The organism is Desulfuromonas sp. DDH964, from assembly GCF_001611275.1.
GTDB lineage: Bacteria > Desulfobacterota > Desulfuromonadia > Desulfuromonadales > DDH964 > DDH964.
In genome coordinates this window covers 3602712-3618167 of sequence record NZ_CP015080.1, presented here as the reverse complement: position 1 = coordinate 3618167, position 15456 = coordinate 3602712, and the positions used below count along the sequence as shown (strand labels likewise).

The following is a 15456-nucleotide window of genomic DNA, read 5'->3' as shown; positions in this document are numbered from 1 at the left end:
CTATTGCACCCCTGCCGCCCGCTGCATGACGCTATGAATGCGGGTGTTGTCGATGATTTGCGTTCCCGGATACCATTCCCCCGCGAAGTCGGCGAAAAGTTCGCTGCCGGCGCCGCGGGAGTAGTAGTTGACCAGCTCGTTGGTGTGGTTGCCGGTGCCATAGCTGACGATGCCGGTCAGATCGGCCGGAATCTGGCCGTTGCGCAGCGCCGCCTCATCGAGGAGGCGCAGGTAGCTGTTGCCATGGTCGGTGGTGACGATGAGCAGGGTGTTGTTCCAGTCGATGCTGTCGCCGGGCTGATCGACGAAGGCGATAATCCGGGCAACCGCCTTGTCGAGGTCATCGATGGTGCCGATCATGTCGGTGTAGTTGTTGGCATGGTTGGCCCAATCGATGTCCCCCTGCTCGACCATCAGGAAAAAGCCGTCGGGGTCGCGGGCGAGGACTTCGAGGGCGGCCTCGCTCGCCTGGGCGAGGGTCGGGTTCTCGATCGAGCCGCGATTGACGACGGCGCTGCCGTCGGTGGTCGGGACCGGGTACTCGAAATTGCCGCCGCTGCCGCCAAAGAGACCGAAGAGGCGCCCGTTGACAGGGAGGGTCGCGGCGGCGGCAAGCAGGGCGGTGCCGCCATCGACGCCGGCCGTGCGCTCGACCAGGGTGTAGCCGGCGCTGCCGTCGACCAGCGCGGCATAATCGGCGGGGTCGATATTGCCGGACTTCCAGTTTGGATGCCCGCCGCCGATCACCACCTCGGGCTTGACGGTGTTGATGATCTCGGCGGCGATCTCGCCGTAGTTGTTGCGATTGACGTTGTGGGAGACGAAGGTCGCCGGGGTGGCATGGGAGAACTGCACGGTGCTGACGACGCCGATCGCCGCACCCTTCTGGGTGCGCATCTTTTCGGCGATCGTCTCCAGGGCGCCGTCAGCCGGGTCGCCGGAGCGCCAGGCGATGTTGCCATCGTCGGTCTTGATCCCGGTCGCCATGGCGGTTCCGGCCGAAGCCGAGTCGGTGGCCGGTTCCTTGGGACCGGTCCCGCCCCAGGCATTGAGCTTGGTCAGGAAATAGTTGTCGTCCCCCCAGGCGACTTCGGGGTAGGGCATGGTGCCGCCGCGGTTGGTGTCGTAGCCGACGACCGGCTTGAAGGTGGCCGGGTCGTATTGCGCCATGCCGAGATCCCAGGCGTAGCGGTCGTAGGTGGTCACATCCCAGGTCGTGACGAAGCCCTGGACCGGCAGGGCGTGGAAGGTCAGGCCGCGGCTGGTGCCGGTCAGGTAGAGGCTGCCGGCCCGCTCGCTCTCCTCCTGCATGCCGTCGCCAATGACGAGAATGACATTCTTCGTGGTGGCTTGGGTCTGGGCGCTCGGGGTGGCTGTGGAGCTGGAATCGCTGTCGCCGCAACCGCCGAGCAGGGCGGCGGCCAGAAACCAGGGGGCCAGGAACATCATGCGCTGCAAGTTCATGCTTCTACTCCTCCATCGATAGGGTTGGGACCCGTCAGGGTCGATGGGGGGAGCTTGGCGGGGCCTGGTGAGATAAGGGTTAGCGAAAAATAATAATTGTGTTGTTTGTGTTCTGGGTGGCCGTCCGGGACCGGCAAGCAGCCAGGAATCGATGTCACGAAAAAAGGGCCGGCTCCATGGGAACCGGCCGATTGCACCCTCCTGTGAAGGACTCAGGCACAGGCGGCATGACCGCCGCCGTGGTTTTCCGGATAGTCGCGGAACGTTGCGGCCCCCTCCCGCCCGAGGTAGCGGGTAAGGGTCTTGAAGTCGGTTTGGTTGAGGTCGACCACCACCAGGGCATCGACGACGTCGGAAAATTCCTTGTCGAGGTTGAAAGCGAGGACCCGGCCGCCGAGGCCGAGGTAGTGGCGCAGCAGCACCGGGATCCCCCCCGGTCCCGGCTCGATTTCGGCGATCAGCTCCTCGACCGCGGCGAGATCCCGGCCCAAAGCCTGCAACAGGCCGCGGTCGCAACCAGCCACCGCCGGAGGTTGCAGCCGGATCGGGGTACGCGGCGCCACCAGCCGGGCCAGGTCAGGAGAGAAGCAGTTGACGCGCAGGGCATCGGTGAGGAGCTCCTTTGACAGCTGGCTGTAGTCCTGGCTGATGCTGACCGGTCCGAACAGGGCCCGGTAATGGGGGTTGCGGACGAGGAAGGCGCCGATCCCCTTCCAGAGCAGCAGCAGCGGCGCGAACTGGCGCTGGTATTCGGGACGCACGAAGGAGCGGCCCAGCTCCAGGGCCGGGCCGAGGCGTTCCAGGAATTGTGCGCCGTAGCGGAACAGGGTGTGGGTATAGAAGCGTTCGGGGGGGAGACCCCGCTGCGGGTCGACCCGGCCGATGCGGTAGGCGCCGGCCACTTCCCGGCGCCTGGCGTTCCAGAGAAAGAGATGCTGGTAGTGGTTGTCATACTCGTCGAGATCGAGTTCGCGGCCGGTTCCTTCGCCGACGGCGCGAAAAGTGACCTCGCGCAGCCGACCGATCTCCAGCAGCAGCTGCGGAATCTGACGGGCGTCGGCAAGATAGACTTCGAGCTCGCCACTGCCGGTGAGGCGCTGTTCGGCGCCGAGAGCGGCGACTTCGGCGGCCAGGGCCTCCGGGATGCGTGCCGGCACCAGCGGCGCCTGCGGCCGCGCCGCGTCCCCGCGTTCGCCGCTGCGGGGCTGGGAACGGCTGCCGAGGAGGTAGGTGCGCAGTCGCAGGTAATCGACCAGGGCGGCGTCATTGGAAAAGCCGGCAAGCTTGTCGGCGCCTATCACCCCGCCGATGCGCATCGGCAGGGTGCGGCAGCGCTTGTTGAGGAGTTGGCGCGGCAGCAGGGCGGTGCGCAGGCGCCGGTGGAGCAGGCCGGCCAGCTGGAAGGTGGCGCCGTTGCCGCCACCGAACCAGACCGGCAGCACCGGGACGCCGCTGCAGCGGACCAGTCCGGCGAGATTCTCCGCCCAGGGCGGATCGCTGACCCCGTTGCGGCCGACCTGGAGGTGCGAGACCTCGCCGGCGGGGAAGACCACCAGGACGCCGCCCTCCTTCAGCCAGCGCAGCGCCTGGCGCAGCGGCTGGCGATTGCCGGGGGCGGCACCCGGACCGCCAAAGGGGTCGACGGCGATCAGCAGGTCCTTGAGTTGCGGAATACGGTTCAATAGATGGTTGGCAAGAATCCGCACGTCGGAGCGGACCTGGAGCAACTGGTGAGCGAGCAGCAGCCCTTCGGCGGCGCCGAAGGGGTGGTTGGCGATCACCAGCAGCCCCCCCTGTGCGGGAATGCGCTCGCGGTCCGAGCGGGTGCAGTCGGCCCGCAGCGACAGGGCTCCGAGCAGGCGGCTGATGAATTCAGCGCCGCGCAGGTCGGCGGGAAGTCCGGCATAGATCTCCTGACAGCGGTCGAGAGCGAGCAGGCGCCGGGCGATGGGGGCCACCGGACGCCACTGATGGGGGAGGGTGAAGGGTGAGGACGTAAGTTCGGGGACCTGGGGCATGAATTTCCTCCACGTTAAAGACTAGCGTGGTGGCAGCGTGGCGGGAGCCGGTTAGCGGCATGTTGCGGCGGGATGAGAAATCGGTGAAGGGGGAATGATCAATGGTCCCATGGGTCGCATAGGACCTATAAGGCCTATAGGACCCATGGGACCTGTCGCTCTAACCAAAAAATCATCAAACCGTAGCGGCGGATGAACAGAGGGGAATTAGTTTCCTGGCCCATCAGGCAGCCAGAATGCATTGCTGCCCCGCAAGGAGGACCATGCCCAGCCGTCCCCAGCGACTCGTCACTTTTCCCGACTCAACCCGTCGCGCCGGGTTCGATCTCCCCCGCCTGTTACGGGGACTCGGAAGCCAGCTCCCTTTCAGCGGCGCCGATGTTACCGCCGGCGGTGAGAGCGAGCTGCAGGCGGTGGTCATCGGCCGTCGCGAATCTGTCGACCTGCCGCAGACCATCGCCGACTCCAACTACTTCGCCAATATCGTCCGCCGTACCAGGGCCGGCGACACCTCGCCGAAACTCCTCGGTGAACTGGAACGGTTCCTGGCCGAGAACCGCGAGCAGGTCTGGGAAAACAGCTGGGTCCGATTCCCGCGCCGGCTGCTCGCCCCCGCCGCCGGGGCGGTCCTGGAGCACGATCTGCTCGCCGACAAGGGGGATCCGGCAGCCGGTCAGCGCACTGACGTCGCACGCTTCGTCATCCAGCAGCAGGGCGAAGAGCAGTTGCGGATCCCCGTCAGCTACCTGCTCAAGCTCGGGTTGGCCGACGCCATCGCCGCCGACGGCGGCCTGCCGCGCCCCCTCGCTACCTGCGGCGAGCGCCTGCTGGCGCATTTTCTCAGCGACAACACCAGCCCCGAAACCTTTTCTTTTCGCGTGCTTTCCCTAGTACCCGGTCCCGGCTACGGGGCGCCACTGGCCCGCGAGACTGCCCGGCGTTATCTCCTTTCGCAACTGATCGTTGAATACGCCAATCGTCGCTTCGGCCTGACCGAAAGTGGCCAGCAGGCGCGCATTTACTTCGCGCCGCAGACTCCGGTGCGGCAGCGCGAACTCAACGGCCTGATCGCCGACGGCTTTTACCGCGAGCTCTTCATGAGCCCCTGCCTGTCGGGCTGGGACCAGGGCGAGAAGAAGCACCGCTACATGGAACTCTGTCACCAGGTGCTGAGCCGCAGCCAGCTGCAGGCGGTGGCCAAGCTGCGCGAGGCGGGGATCATCACCAACAACCTGGTGGTCCTCCCCAACGTCTCCAACACCAGCCTCGCCAACAACGGCACCCACATCAGTCTCGGCAGCCGCCTGCTCAGCGCCGCCGTGGCCGACCCGGCCTCGGGTTTCGGCGCGGCGGAGGAGAAGTATGCCGGCGACCTTGCCATCAAGTGCATCGAGCATTTTCTCCCCCTCTTCGTCGGTACCTGCAGCGCCGCCCCCTCACGCATGGGATTTTCCGATTTCCATCCGGAACTCGCCCTCGGTTTTCTTCCTCACGAGCTCGATTACACCCACCTGCGCATGCTCTGGCGGCGCTGGCGCAAGAAGGCCGACCTGGCGATCTGCGGCCGGTCGCTGACCCCGTTCGGTCCCGGGTGGCTCGATCAGTCCCTGAGCGCCGGCTTTGGCCTGCGCGGTGATTTCATCCCCGATGCCCGCCTCATCGACTATCCGGCAGCGCTCCTTTCGACCTGGGCGAGCCCGGCGCTGGACGGTCGCCTGGGCAACCACGAGCGGCTCAAGGGTGACCTGGCGGCGCTGGGCGCCTTCGATCCGCAGATGTCCCTCTATCTCCTCTGCCGCCAGCGCCAGTTCGCGGCAATGGGCTTCTCCGGTTTCGAGGGGCGTCACTACAGCCTCTTTCCCGACCTGGGAGCCGATCTCGCTGCAGCGGCGGCGCTGCAGACCCTGGTGACCACCTTCGCCTACCGGCAGATGGCGACCGGCCGCCTCCATCACCGCCTGGTTCCCGACGACCCGGTGACGGAGAGCGAGCGCCGGCAGATCTTCTTCTTCGCCGCCGCCGGCATCCCGACCTTCTACGTCCGCCGCAGCAGCCGCAACCTCTTGTTGCGGCGCATCCTGCAGCGCACCCGCAAGGTGCGACCGAGCAGCCGCTATCCGGGCTATTTCCGGGTGCCGGTACTGGAATACCAGCGGACCCTGCTCGAGATGCTGCGGGAAGAAGCCGCCGACCTGGTCGAGAGCCTCGGCGTCGGTGATGTCCTGGACGATTTTTCCCGGCGCCTTGAGGAACCGGCGCTGCACGGAGCGGCCGGCCGGCTGACGGCCGGTATTCTCGGAACCCTGGGGGCCGGCAACCCGATGCGGGTACCGGCCCGGGAATTCAACCTCGCCGCCGAGCGCTATTACCGCGAAGAGCTGCGCCGGACCCAGCTGCGTGCGGCTCTCGGTGAACTGGCCGCCGACCTGGTCCGGCTCACGCCCACCCTTGCAGAGCCCCTGCGCCGGGCTCTGGGTGAACTGCTCCCCCAGGGACCGGGGCACTCCTGGGCCGGCTTCTGCCAGGAAGTGCTCGACGGCAGCGCCTCCGCCGCGACGCTGCAGCGCCTGATCGGCCTGCTCCTTTTGACCGTCGCCGCCGACGATTCCGCGGGCGCGACCGCGAGCCACGACAAGGACGATCATGACCTTCGCTCATCACTACATCGAGCGCTCTAGCGGCGCGGTGCGTGCCGAGCGCCTCTTCGGCGACCAGCTGGTGCGCTTTCTCTACCACCCGCTGCGGGAACGGGCGCCGGCCCTCTTCAACCTGTTGACCGGGGCGCGCAGCAGCGCGCTGCTCGGCTTCTTTAACTACGACCTGGCGCTGGCGACCCGGGTCGCCGGCAATCGCCGCTTCTTGTGCGAATGCGGGGTCGACCTCGGCGAGTGCCTCGATCCGCCCGAGGCGCTCGACACCGCGCGCAAGGTCTTCGAGCGGCGCATCCGCTACTGGGAATGCCGGCCGCTGCCGGAAGATCCGGCGGCGATCGTCTCGCCGGCCGACGCCCGGGTGATCGTCGGCTCCTGCCGGGAGACCAGCCATCTCTTTCTCAAGGACAAGTTCTTCTCCTTTGCGGAATTGCTCGGCGAAACCCGGCGGGGCTGGCAGGCGGTCTTCGCCGGCGGCGACTTCGCGGTCTTTCGCCTCACCCCGGACAAGTACCATTACAACCACCTGCCGGTCTCCGGTGAGGTCTCTGAAATCTACGAGCTCGACGGCAGCTACCACTCCTGCAACCCGCAGGCGGTGGTGACCATCGCCACTCCCTACTCGAAGAACCGGCGGGTAGTGACCATTATCGACACCGACGTTGCCGGCGGTTCGCAGGTCGGCCGGGTGGCGATGATCGAGGTGGTGGCGCTGATGATCGGCGCGGTGGAGCAGCGCTACAGCACGACGCGCTACGACGACCCGCAGCCGCTGCAACCGGGGATGTTCGTCGCCAAGGGGCAGCCGAAGAGCCTCTACCGTCCGGGGAGCAGCACCGACGTGCTGCTCTTCGAGCCGGACCGGATCCAATTCGCCGGTGACCTGCTCGCCAATCAGCAGCGCCGCGACGTTGCCAGTCGCTTCACCCAAGGCTTCGGCACTCCACTGGTCGAGACCGAACTGGTGGTGCGTTCGCTTCTTGCCTGGCCGTACGAAACGATCCAACCTGTTCACGACAAGGAGAATTGACCATGAACCCGATGACCCTGCTCCTCCTCCTGCTCGGCGCCACCCTCGGGCTCTACTGGGGGCTGCGTTACCTGGCCGAAGCCTCCGAGGCCTCCCTCGGCGACCTTCTCGACTGGCCGACGGCGACCCGGCCGAGCCTGCGCAAGGAGGAGTCCCCGACATGAACCCGACCCTCTTCGTGCTGCTGCTGGCGCTCTTCTGCTATGGCCTTCTCGCCTGGGGAGTGCGTACCCTGCCCCGGGAGAACTGGCAGATCTTTGCGGCCCTGCCGCGGCGCCGGAATGCCGACGGGGCCTGGCAGGGCCTCAACCTGACCTGGTACGGCCTGCTCACCGCCAACGCCTACCTGGTGGCGACGGCCATCCTTTTCCTGCTGCTCGGAGCTTTGCACGCCCCCCTGGCGGCGGTGCTGACCGTAGCCATCCTGATGCTCGGCATCTGCGTGCCGGCCTCCAGGGTGGTCGCCTGGCTGGTGGAAGGGAAGGCCCACACCTTCACCGTCGGCGGCGCCGTCTTCGTCGGGACCCTGGTTGCTCCCTGGGTGGTCGGGCTGGCCAATCTCCTCCCCTGGGCCGAAGGTGACCGGCCGTTGCCGATCCTGGCGACGCTGGCGGCGATCGTCACCGCTTATGCCTTCGGCGAAGGGCTCGGGCGCCTCGCCTGCCTCAGCTTCGGCTGCTGCTACGGCAAGCCGCTGGAGGAATGCGGACCGTTGCTGCGGCGTCTCTTCGGGCGCCGGCCGCTGGTCTTTTCCGGGGAACTGAAGAAGATCGCCTATGCCAGCGGCCTCGCCGGAAAGCCGGTGGTGCCGGTGCAGATGCTCACCGCGACTCTTTATGTGACGACCGGGCTGCTCAATATCGGCCTTTTTCTCGCCGGCCACTTCGCCCTCGCCTTCCTCCTCGGCACCCTGGTGACACAGGGGTGGCGGGTCGCTTCCGAGCTGCTGCGCGCCGACTACCGTGGCGACCAGTCCTTCTCGGCCTACCAGTGGATGGGTCTGGCGGCCATCCCCTACGCTCTGGCCATGGCCTGGTACTTCGCCGCTCCCGCCACGCTGCGCCCCGACCTCGGCGCCGGGCTGGCTGCCCTCTGGCAGCCGGCGCTGCTCCTCGCCCTGCAGGCACTTTGGCTGGTGATCTTTCTCTATACCGGGCGCAGCGCCGTAACCGGCGCGACCCTCTCCTTCCATGTCCATCGCGAACGCATCTGAACCGGGCGCCGCCGTCCACTGCTACCGCGAATGGTTGCGGCGGCGCCTGCTCGATCCCCTGCTGAAACTCCTCGGTGACGGTCTCGGGCCCGGCCCAGCGGCCCGGGCGCTGGCGGTCGGTGCCCTCGTCGGGGTGATGCCGCTCCCCTGGGGAACGAGCCTCCTCTGCCTGGTGGTTGCGCTGCCGCTGCGACTCAACCCTTTAGCGGTGCAGGCCGGCAATTATGCCGCCTGGCCGCTGCAGTTGCTCCTCGCCTGGCCCTACCTGCGCCTCGGCGGCGCCTGGTTTCCGGCAGCCACTCCGGTCGCGGCAACCGACGATCTCCTCCACACTCTGGCGAATGCCGGTGGCGCCGCCCTTTGCGCTTGGGCGCTGACCGCTCCACTGTTGCTGCCGCTCCTCTACGCGGTCAGCCTGCGCCTGGTCGTCGCCCTTGGCGCGAGGGCGTAGCTGGGGCAAGATTTCATGGGTCCCATATGCCCTATGTGTCCCATGAGACGCATGAGACACATGGCGGGTGCAAGGCTTTCCAGGTTCGCTAACGTTGTCGGTAGGGGATCTGGCAGTAGCTGATGCCGGCAGCCGGGCGGATGCCGTGGTGGGCGAGGCAGAGTTCCAGGGAGTTCATCGAAATGCTGATGTTGGGGGAGGGGCCGAGGAAGAGGTGTTCCAGTTGCAGCGTCTCCTCCCCGGTGGTAAGGCCGAATTCGAGGTAGGGGACGAGCATCGAGGTCCCTTCGCGGAAGTGGATCGGTGCCGTGGCGAGATCGCTGAAAACCGGCGAAACCACCCGCCACTCATCCTCCTCCTGAAAGGAGGGGTGCTTAAGAATGGCAGCGATGCGCAGCAGGTCGCTTTCCACCAGTTCGAAGCTGTCGTGGTAGGACTGGTCGGGGGAACGGCGCTCCGGGTCGGTGCACTCCCCCTGTTCTTCGGCGACCGCCTCCACCGCGTCGACCACGGTGCCGATCAGCTCCTGCTGCCGCGCCGGGGCGTAGATGCAGCGCCCGACCTGAAAATCCTGGGCCCGGGCGAGGGCGACGATCTGCTCCGGATCGAAGCCGATGCTCACCCCCTTGCCGTGCGTGCTGTAGCCGCGCCACTGGCTGAGGAGGTTGCCGTTGCTGCGGAAGGAAGCGGAGAAGAGCATGTGGCCGTGGGTGACGCGGTGGCCGACCCAGTACTGGAACTGGTTCAACAACTTCGGATTGGGGTGGCCGGCGGCGATGCGGCGGGCGATCTCCCGCTTGATCAGGTCGGCAGCGTGTTTCATCTCTGCTGAGTCGTTGAGATAGCGGATATCGCTGGCCCAGAGGGTCCGGCTGCCGATAATGCCGAGCAGCCCTCTGAGGGTGGTGTAGTGGTAGAGGGTTTCGTCGGGTCGGTCGGCGTAGAGCCGGGCGGTGATATTGCGGAGCATGGTGACCCTCCTGGCGGGATTGGCGTTCAGCGTGGGCGCGAACTGTTGCGGCCGGATGAGCGTTCGGTGAGGGGCCGATTGGCGCCTCGTCCCCTTTTTATCCGCTCCTCATCGGACCCTTACTCTTGGCCGTAACAATCAGCGTCAGGCAACCACGTGAGGAGAACCATGGATCAATTGAACCGGTTCGGCCGGATGCGCCTCGATTATCTTACCACCTGCCGGCCCGACCTGTTGCTGCGTATCGAGCGCGAGGGGCGGCTGCAGGAACATTTGCTCGCCCTGCAGCGCCATATCGACTGGGAACTGGAGCAGATGATGGCGGCGGGGCTGGAGGAGGAGAAGGCGGAGTCCTACCTGCTCGGCGAATTCCTCCACAACCCCGACCTCGTCTGAAGCGCTGGCGGGCGGCAATCGCCATAATCCCCTCCCCCTTGACTTACGCATAACTTACGCATATTCTAGCATCCACCACATTGGAGGATGCCATGAGCCCGTTGACCCCCAAGCAGAAAGCCGTCCTCGACTTCATCCTCGCCCACACCGAGCGCGAGGGGTACGCCCCGTCGCAGCAGGAGATCGCCCGCGCCTTCGGGTTCAGCTCCCTCGGCACGGTGCAGAACTACCTGGTGCGCCTCGAACGCGAGGGGGCGCTTTCCCGCGACTGGAACGCCCGCCGCGGTCTGCGGGTGCTGCGGCCGCAGGGGGCGGCACTGGAACTGCCGCTGGCCGGGACGGTCGCCGCCGGCAAGCCGATCGAGGCGATCGCTACCGCCGATACCATCGAGGTGCCGCCGTCGATGGTCGGCCCAGGGGAAAACTTCGTGCTGCGGGTGCGGGGCGATTCGATGATCGGCGACGGCATTCTCGATGGTGACTACGTGGTGGTGCGCAAGCAGGCTCGCGCCGAGAGCGGTCAGACCGTGGTCGCCCTGATCAACGGCGAGGCGACGGTGAAGCGCCTGCTGCAAAAAGGGGCGGTCGTCGAACTCCACCCCGCCAATCCGGCGCTGCAGCCGATCCTCCTCGACGGCAGCGAAGAGTTCCGCATCGAGGGAGTGGTGGTCGGGGTGATCCGCCACTGTATTTAGTCCGTCTTTCCCATGCCCCGCGATATCCTCCACCTGCAGATCCCCGCCTTTGCCGTCGCCGTCGCCCGGGTCGTCGATTCATCGCTGCGCGGTCGCCCGGTCGCTGTTGCCCCCGGCCACTCGGAGCGCGCCCTGTTGCAGTGCGTCTCCGCCGAGGCGGCCGCCGACGGCGTCTTCGCCGGCATGCCGCTCTTCCAGGCCCGGCGCCGCTGCCCGGCGCTGCTCCTCCTCCCCCCCGACCCCGAACTGCTCGGTCGCGCCGGCCGCGCCCTGCTCGCGGTCAGCGCCGCCTACTCGCCGCTGATCGAGCCGGCCGCCGCCGGCCGCCTCTTCCTCGACCTGACCGGCTGCGGGCGGCTGCTCGGGCCGGGGCGCGACGCCGCCGCGCGCCTGGAGCGAGAGCTCGCCGCGCGGCTGCACCTGGCCGGCTCCGTCGGCGTCGCCGGCAACAAGCTGGTCAGCCGCATCGCCGCCGGCTACCTCGAGCGCCCCGGGGTCTGCGACGTGCTGCGCGGCGCCGAGGAAGGGTTTCTCGGGCCGCTGCCGGTGACGGTGCTGCCGGGGATCGGCGCCGCCCGCCAGCTGGCGTTGACGCAGGAGCTCAACCTGCGCCGGGTCGAGGAGCTGGCGCGGCTATCCATCGCCCAGCTGCGCCTCCCCTTCGGGCCGCTGGCGCCGCTGCTGCACCAGCGCGCCCGCGGCATCGACCCCTCGCCGGTGCTGCCGCCGCGGCAGGCACCCGGCGTGGTCGAGGAGGCCTTCCTCTCCCGCGAGGAGAATGACGACGAGCTGCTCCTCGCCGAACTCTGCCGCCTGGCGGAGAGCTGCGGGCGGCGGCTGCGCCGCCAGGGAGCGGGGACGGCGGAACTGGCGCTGACCCTCTTTTATGTCGACGGCGTACGCGAGGAGTGCCGCCAGCGCCTGCCGGCAGCGCAGAACCACGACCTGGTGCTGCTGGCGGCGGCCGAAGAGCTCTTCCGCCGTGCCTGCAGCCGGCGGCTGCGGGTCAAGGGGCTGCGCCTCGCCTGCACCCGCCTCGGTCCGGTCTCCCCCCAGGTCGATCTCTTCACCGCCGCTGGCCCGTCCCCCCACCAGCTCGCCCTGCAGCAGGCGATCGACGCGCTGCGCGACCGCTACGGCATGCAGGTGCTGCGGCGTGGCCGGGCGCTGGTGACGTAAACGGCGGCGAAAGCCGTCTCTCACAGAGATCACGGAGAAAACCTGGTTGCACGCGGATCAAATCGGATCACTTCGGATAAAAATCTGATCAGGCCTGGGACTGGTTCAATCCGACCTTAATCAGATCTGATCCGAAGTGATCCGCGCGAAACGCTTTGAGATTTTCTCCGTGTCCTCCGTGATCTCAAGTGAGCGTAGCGAACGGGTGAGAGACGCCCTTGAACAGAAAATTTCAGCTGCTGGCCCCTGTGGCACACTGCGAAACCGGTTCCCCCCATGAGCTACGTCCCCCTCCACCTCCACTCCGCCGCCTCCCCCCAGTGGGGAGTGCGCCCCGTCGCCGAGCTCTGCGCCGCCGCCCGGGCCATGGGCTTCGAGAGCCTGGCGCTGACCGACCGCAACGGCCTCTACGCCATCCCGAACTTCCTCGAAGAGGCGCGGCGCGGCGGGCTGCGGCCGATCATCGGTGCCGAGGCGCTCCACGCGGGGAAGCGCGCCGTGCTCCTCGCCCGCGACGCCGAGGGGTACGCCAACCTCTGCCGGCTCCTCTCGGAACTCCATTGCCGCGCCGACTTCGACCTCGCCGCGGCGCTGCGGCAGTATCGCCGCGGCCTGACGATCCTCGCCGACCAGGCCGAGATTCTCACCCCGTTGCGTCGCCAGGGGGACGAACATCTCTATGTCGAGCTCTCCCCCGGCCACCAGCTGCACCGGGCGCTCACCCTCGCCCGCGAGCTGGGGCTCCCCCCCGTTGCCACCAGCCGGGCGCTGCTGCTCGATCCCGGTGATTTCGAGCTGCACCGGGTGCTGCGCGCCATCGCCCTTAATACCAAGCTTTCGCGCCTTGCCCCCGCCGATACCGCCCGGGAGGGAGACCTGCTGCTGGCGCCGGGAAAGCTCGCCGCGTTTTTTCCCCACTGCCCGCAGGCGCTGGAAAACAGTCGAAGAATTGCGGTCGAGTGCCGCAGCGACTGGGAGTTTTCCGCCACCATCTTCCCGGCCTTTCGCGGTCTGGGGCAGGAGCAGGCCTACGCGCAACTGGAAAAGCGCGCCCGGCGCGGCGCCCGCTGGCGCTACGGCGCCATTGACGGGCGGGTGGAGGAGCGGCTGCGAAAGGAGCTCGCCATCATTCGCGCCAAGGGGTTCGCCGATTACTTTCTGGTGGTCGAGGAGATCGCCGCCCAGTCGCCGCGCACCTGCGGCCGGGGGAGCGCGGCGGCCTCGCTGGTCGCCTACTGCCTCGGTATCACCCACGTCGACCCGATTGCTCACAACCTCTTCTTCGAACGCTTCCTCCATGAAGGGCGCAGCGACCCGCCCGACATCGACATCGACTTCCCCTGGGACGAGCGCGACGCCATCCTCGATTTTGCCTTCGCCCGCTACGGCGCGCAGCGTGCGGCGATGGTCGCCAACCAGATCGGCTTCAAGGGGCGCTCGGCGCTGCGCGAGGTGGCCAAGGTCTTCGGTCTTCCCGATGCCGAGATCAAGCGCCTTACCGAGCGCGTCTCCGGCTACTGGAAGGCGGACCAGACCGCCGGCGCGGTCGCCAGCCATCCGCTCTTCGCCGGCGAGAGCTTCGACGCCGACTGGCAGCAAATCCTGCGCATCGCCGCCCGCCTCGGCCCTCAGCTGCGTCATCTCGCCCTGCACTGCGGCGGGCTGGTGATCGTCCCCGACGAGCTGCGCCGCTATGTGCCGGTGGAGGTGAGCGCCAAGGGGCTGCCGGTGACCCAGTGGGAGAAGGACCAGGCCGAGGCGGCCGGGCTGGTAAAGATCGACATTCTCGGCAACCGCTCGCTGGCGGTGATCCGCGACGCCCTGGCGGCGGTGGAACGCCATACCGGCACGATCATCGACTACGCCAGCTGGCGGCCGCTGGACGACGAGCCGACCCGGGAACTGCTCCGCTCAGGGGCGACCATGGGCTGCTTCTATATCGAGTCGCCGGCGACCCGCCAGCTGCTGCGGCGTATGTGGCTGCACAACCCGCGCGGTGCAGCATGCGACCTCTTCGAGCACCTGGTGATGGCCTCCTCCATCATCCGCCCCGCCGCCAACCGCTTCATCCTCGAGTTCATTGCCCGCATGCACGGCGCCCCCTGGCAGCACCTCCATCCGCTCCTGGCCGGGGTTCTCGACGAGACCTACGGCATCGCCATTTACCAGGAACAGATCACCCAGCTGGCGATGGCCCTGGCCGGCTTCTCGGCTGCGCAGGGAGACCAACTGCGCAAGATCATCAGCAAGAAGCACAAGGCGCAGACCCTGGCCGACTACCGGCAGCAGTTCAGCGCCGGCGCCCGGGAGCGGGGGGTGCCAGAAGCGGTGGTGGCGGCGATCTGGGAGCAGATCCTCTCCTTTGCCGGCTACTCCTTCTGCAAGCCGCACTCGGCCTCCTACGCCCTGGTCAGCTGCAAGGCGGCTTTTCTGAAGGCCAACCACCCGGCCGAGTTCATGGCCGCGGTGATTGCCAACCAGGGGGGCTTTTACTCCCCCTTCGCCTACCTCTCCGAGGTGCGCCGAATGGGGATCAAGGTCCTGCCGCCCGACATCAACGCCAGTGATCACCCCTGCACCGGCCGGGGCAACGAGCTGCGCCTCGGCCTGATGCAGATCCACGGACTCACCGGGTCGGCGGGCCGGGCGCTCCTCGCCGAGCGGGAGCGCGGCGGGTCCTATACCGGCTTCAGCGACTTCCTGCGACGGGTACGGCTCGATACGGAGGATGTGCGGCGCCTGATCAAGGCCGGCTGTTTCGATGCGCTGGAAGGGCGGGAGAAGCGGCCGCGACTCCTCTGGGAACTCCTCGCCCGTGCCGCCCCGGAGAGCGGGACAGCATCGCTTTTCGACGCAACCCCGGAGCTGCCGGCACCGCCGCCCTACGACCGGCGCACGGTGCTGAACCAGGAGCTCGAGACCCTGGGGATGCTGGTCTCCTGCCACCCTCTTGAGCTGCACCGGCGCGCCATCGCCCATATCCGGCCGCTGCCGGCGCGGGAGATCGGCGCCTGGAGCGGGCGTTACGTGACGATGATCGGCTGGTGGGTGACCGGCAAGCCGGTGCAGGACAAGGATGGCCGGCCGATGGAGTTCATCACCTTCGAGGACACCAGCGCCCTCTTCGACGCGACCTTCTTCCCTGCCGCCTATGCCCGCTTCTGTCGCAAGCTGACGCGGCTGCGCCCCTACCTCCTGAAAGGGAAGGTAGAGACGGTGTTCGGGGTGGCGACGCTGACAGTGGAGTGGGTCGGCTGTTTTGATGAAACGGGCGCGCCATGACCTTTGCGCCGGGCGTCCCGTAAGATTCGTGTTCTGCAGTGACGGCCGTATGCAAAGCTCGGAAGGCAACCGTACTGCTCGGTGCGACCCCTTTCGGACTCGGATAA

12 protein-coding genes are annotated in these 15456 nt (G+C 67.5%); 9 read left to right on the top strand and 3 right to left on the bottom strand.

Going from position 1 to position 15456, the window contains the following annotated elements:
* Both DBW_RS16510 and DBW_RS16505 read right to left on the bottom strand, forming a co-directional pair.
* Positions 1 to 1464: an alkaline phosphatase gene (locus DBW_RS16510; RefSeq protein WP_066729046.1), complete on the bottom strand. Its 1464-nt coding sequence runs from the start codon at positions 1462 to 1464 to the stop codon at positions 1 to 3.
* Between the two features lie 212 nt (positions 1465 to 1676).
* Positions 1677 to 3482, bottom strand: coding sequence for a lysophospholipid acyltransferase family protein (locus tag DBW_RS16505; RefSeq protein ID WP_066729044.1), 1806 nt, complete (start codon positions 3480 to 3482; stop codon positions 1677 to 1679).
* Between the two features lie 263 nt (positions 3483 to 3745).
* On the opposite strand from DBW_RS16505, the gene DBW_RS16500 reads away from it, so the two are divergent.
* The 5 genes from DBW_RS16500 to DBW_RS16485 are packed head-to-tail and all read left to right on the top strand — an operon-like array spanning position 3746 to position 8827.
* Entirely contained in the window at positions 3746 to 6160 is a 2415-nt protein-coding gene (locus tag DBW_RS16500; protein ID WP_066729043.1) for a hypothetical protein, read from the top strand.
* Complete coding sequence (locus DBW_RS16495; protein ID WP_066729040.1) at positions 6126 to 7163, top strand: phosphatidylserine decarboxylase; 1038 nt, start codon at positions 6126 to 6128, stop codon at positions 7161 to 7163. Before DBW_RS16500 ends, DBW_RS16495 begins: the two co-directional genes overlap by 35 nt.
* Before the next feature lie 2 nt (positions 7164 to 7165).
* Positions 7166 to 7327, top strand: coding sequence for a hypothetical protein (locus tag DBW_RS18660; protein ID WP_157471929.1), 162 nt, complete (start codon positions 7166 to 7168; stop codon positions 7325 to 7327).
* Positions 7324 to 8376 (top strand): prolipoprotein diacylglyceryl transferase family protein, encoded by a 1053-nt coding sequence (locus DBW_RS16490; RefSeq protein ID WP_066729038.1) that lies wholly within the window; start codon positions 7324 to 7326, stop codon positions 8374 to 8376. The genes DBW_RS18660 and DBW_RS16490 overlap by 4 nt, the downstream gene beginning before the upstream one ends.
* A complete protein-coding gene (locus DBW_RS16485; RefSeq protein WP_066729036.1) occupies positions 8354 to 8827 on the top strand; it encodes a DUF2062 domain-containing protein in 474 nt (157 codons plus the stop codon). The genes DBW_RS16490 and DBW_RS16485 overlap by 23 nt, the downstream gene beginning before the upstream one ends.
* A gap of 88 nt (positions 8828 to 8915) precedes the next feature.
* Here DBW_RS16485 and DBW_RS16480 read toward each other — a convergent pair whose 3' ends face one another.
* Positions 8916 to 9797: a DUF2971 domain-containing protein gene (locus tag DBW_RS16480; protein ID WP_066729035.1), complete on the bottom strand. Its 882-nt coding sequence runs from the start codon at positions 9795 to 9797 to the stop codon at positions 8916 to 8918.
* A 168-nt stretch (positions 9798 to 9965) separates the two neighbouring features.
* Here DBW_RS16480 and DBW_RS16475 point away from each other — a divergent pair, with 168 nt between their 5' ends.
* The 4 genes from DBW_RS16475 to DBW_RS16460 all read left to right on the top strand — a co-directional run bounded on the left by DBW_RS16475 (position 9966) and on the right by DBW_RS16460 (position 15349).
* Positions 9966 to 10193 (top strand): TnpV protein, encoded by a 228-nt coding sequence (locus DBW_RS16475; protein WP_066729033.1) that lies wholly within the window; start codon positions 9966 to 9968, stop codon positions 10191 to 10193.
* 92 nt (positions 10194 to 10285) lie between these two features.
* A complete protein-coding gene (lexA, locus tag DBW_RS16470) occupies positions 10286 to 10888 on the top strand; it encodes a transcriptional repressor LexA (protein WP_066729032.1) in 603 nt (200 codons plus the stop codon).
* A 12-nt stretch (positions 10889 to 10900) separates the two neighbouring features.
* Positions 10901 to 12067: a DNA polymerase Y family protein gene (locus DBW_RS16465; RefSeq protein WP_066729031.1), complete on the top strand. Its 1167-nt coding sequence runs from the start codon at positions 10901 to 10903 to the stop codon at positions 12065 to 12067.
* A gap of 276 nt (positions 12068 to 12343) precedes the next feature.
* Positions 12344 to 15349: a DNA polymerase III subunit alpha gene (locus DBW_RS16460; RefSeq protein WP_066729030.1), complete on the top strand. Its 3006-nt coding sequence runs from the start codon at positions 12344 to 12346 to the stop codon at positions 15347 to 15349.
* Positions 15350 to 15456 lie beyond the last annotated feature (107 nt).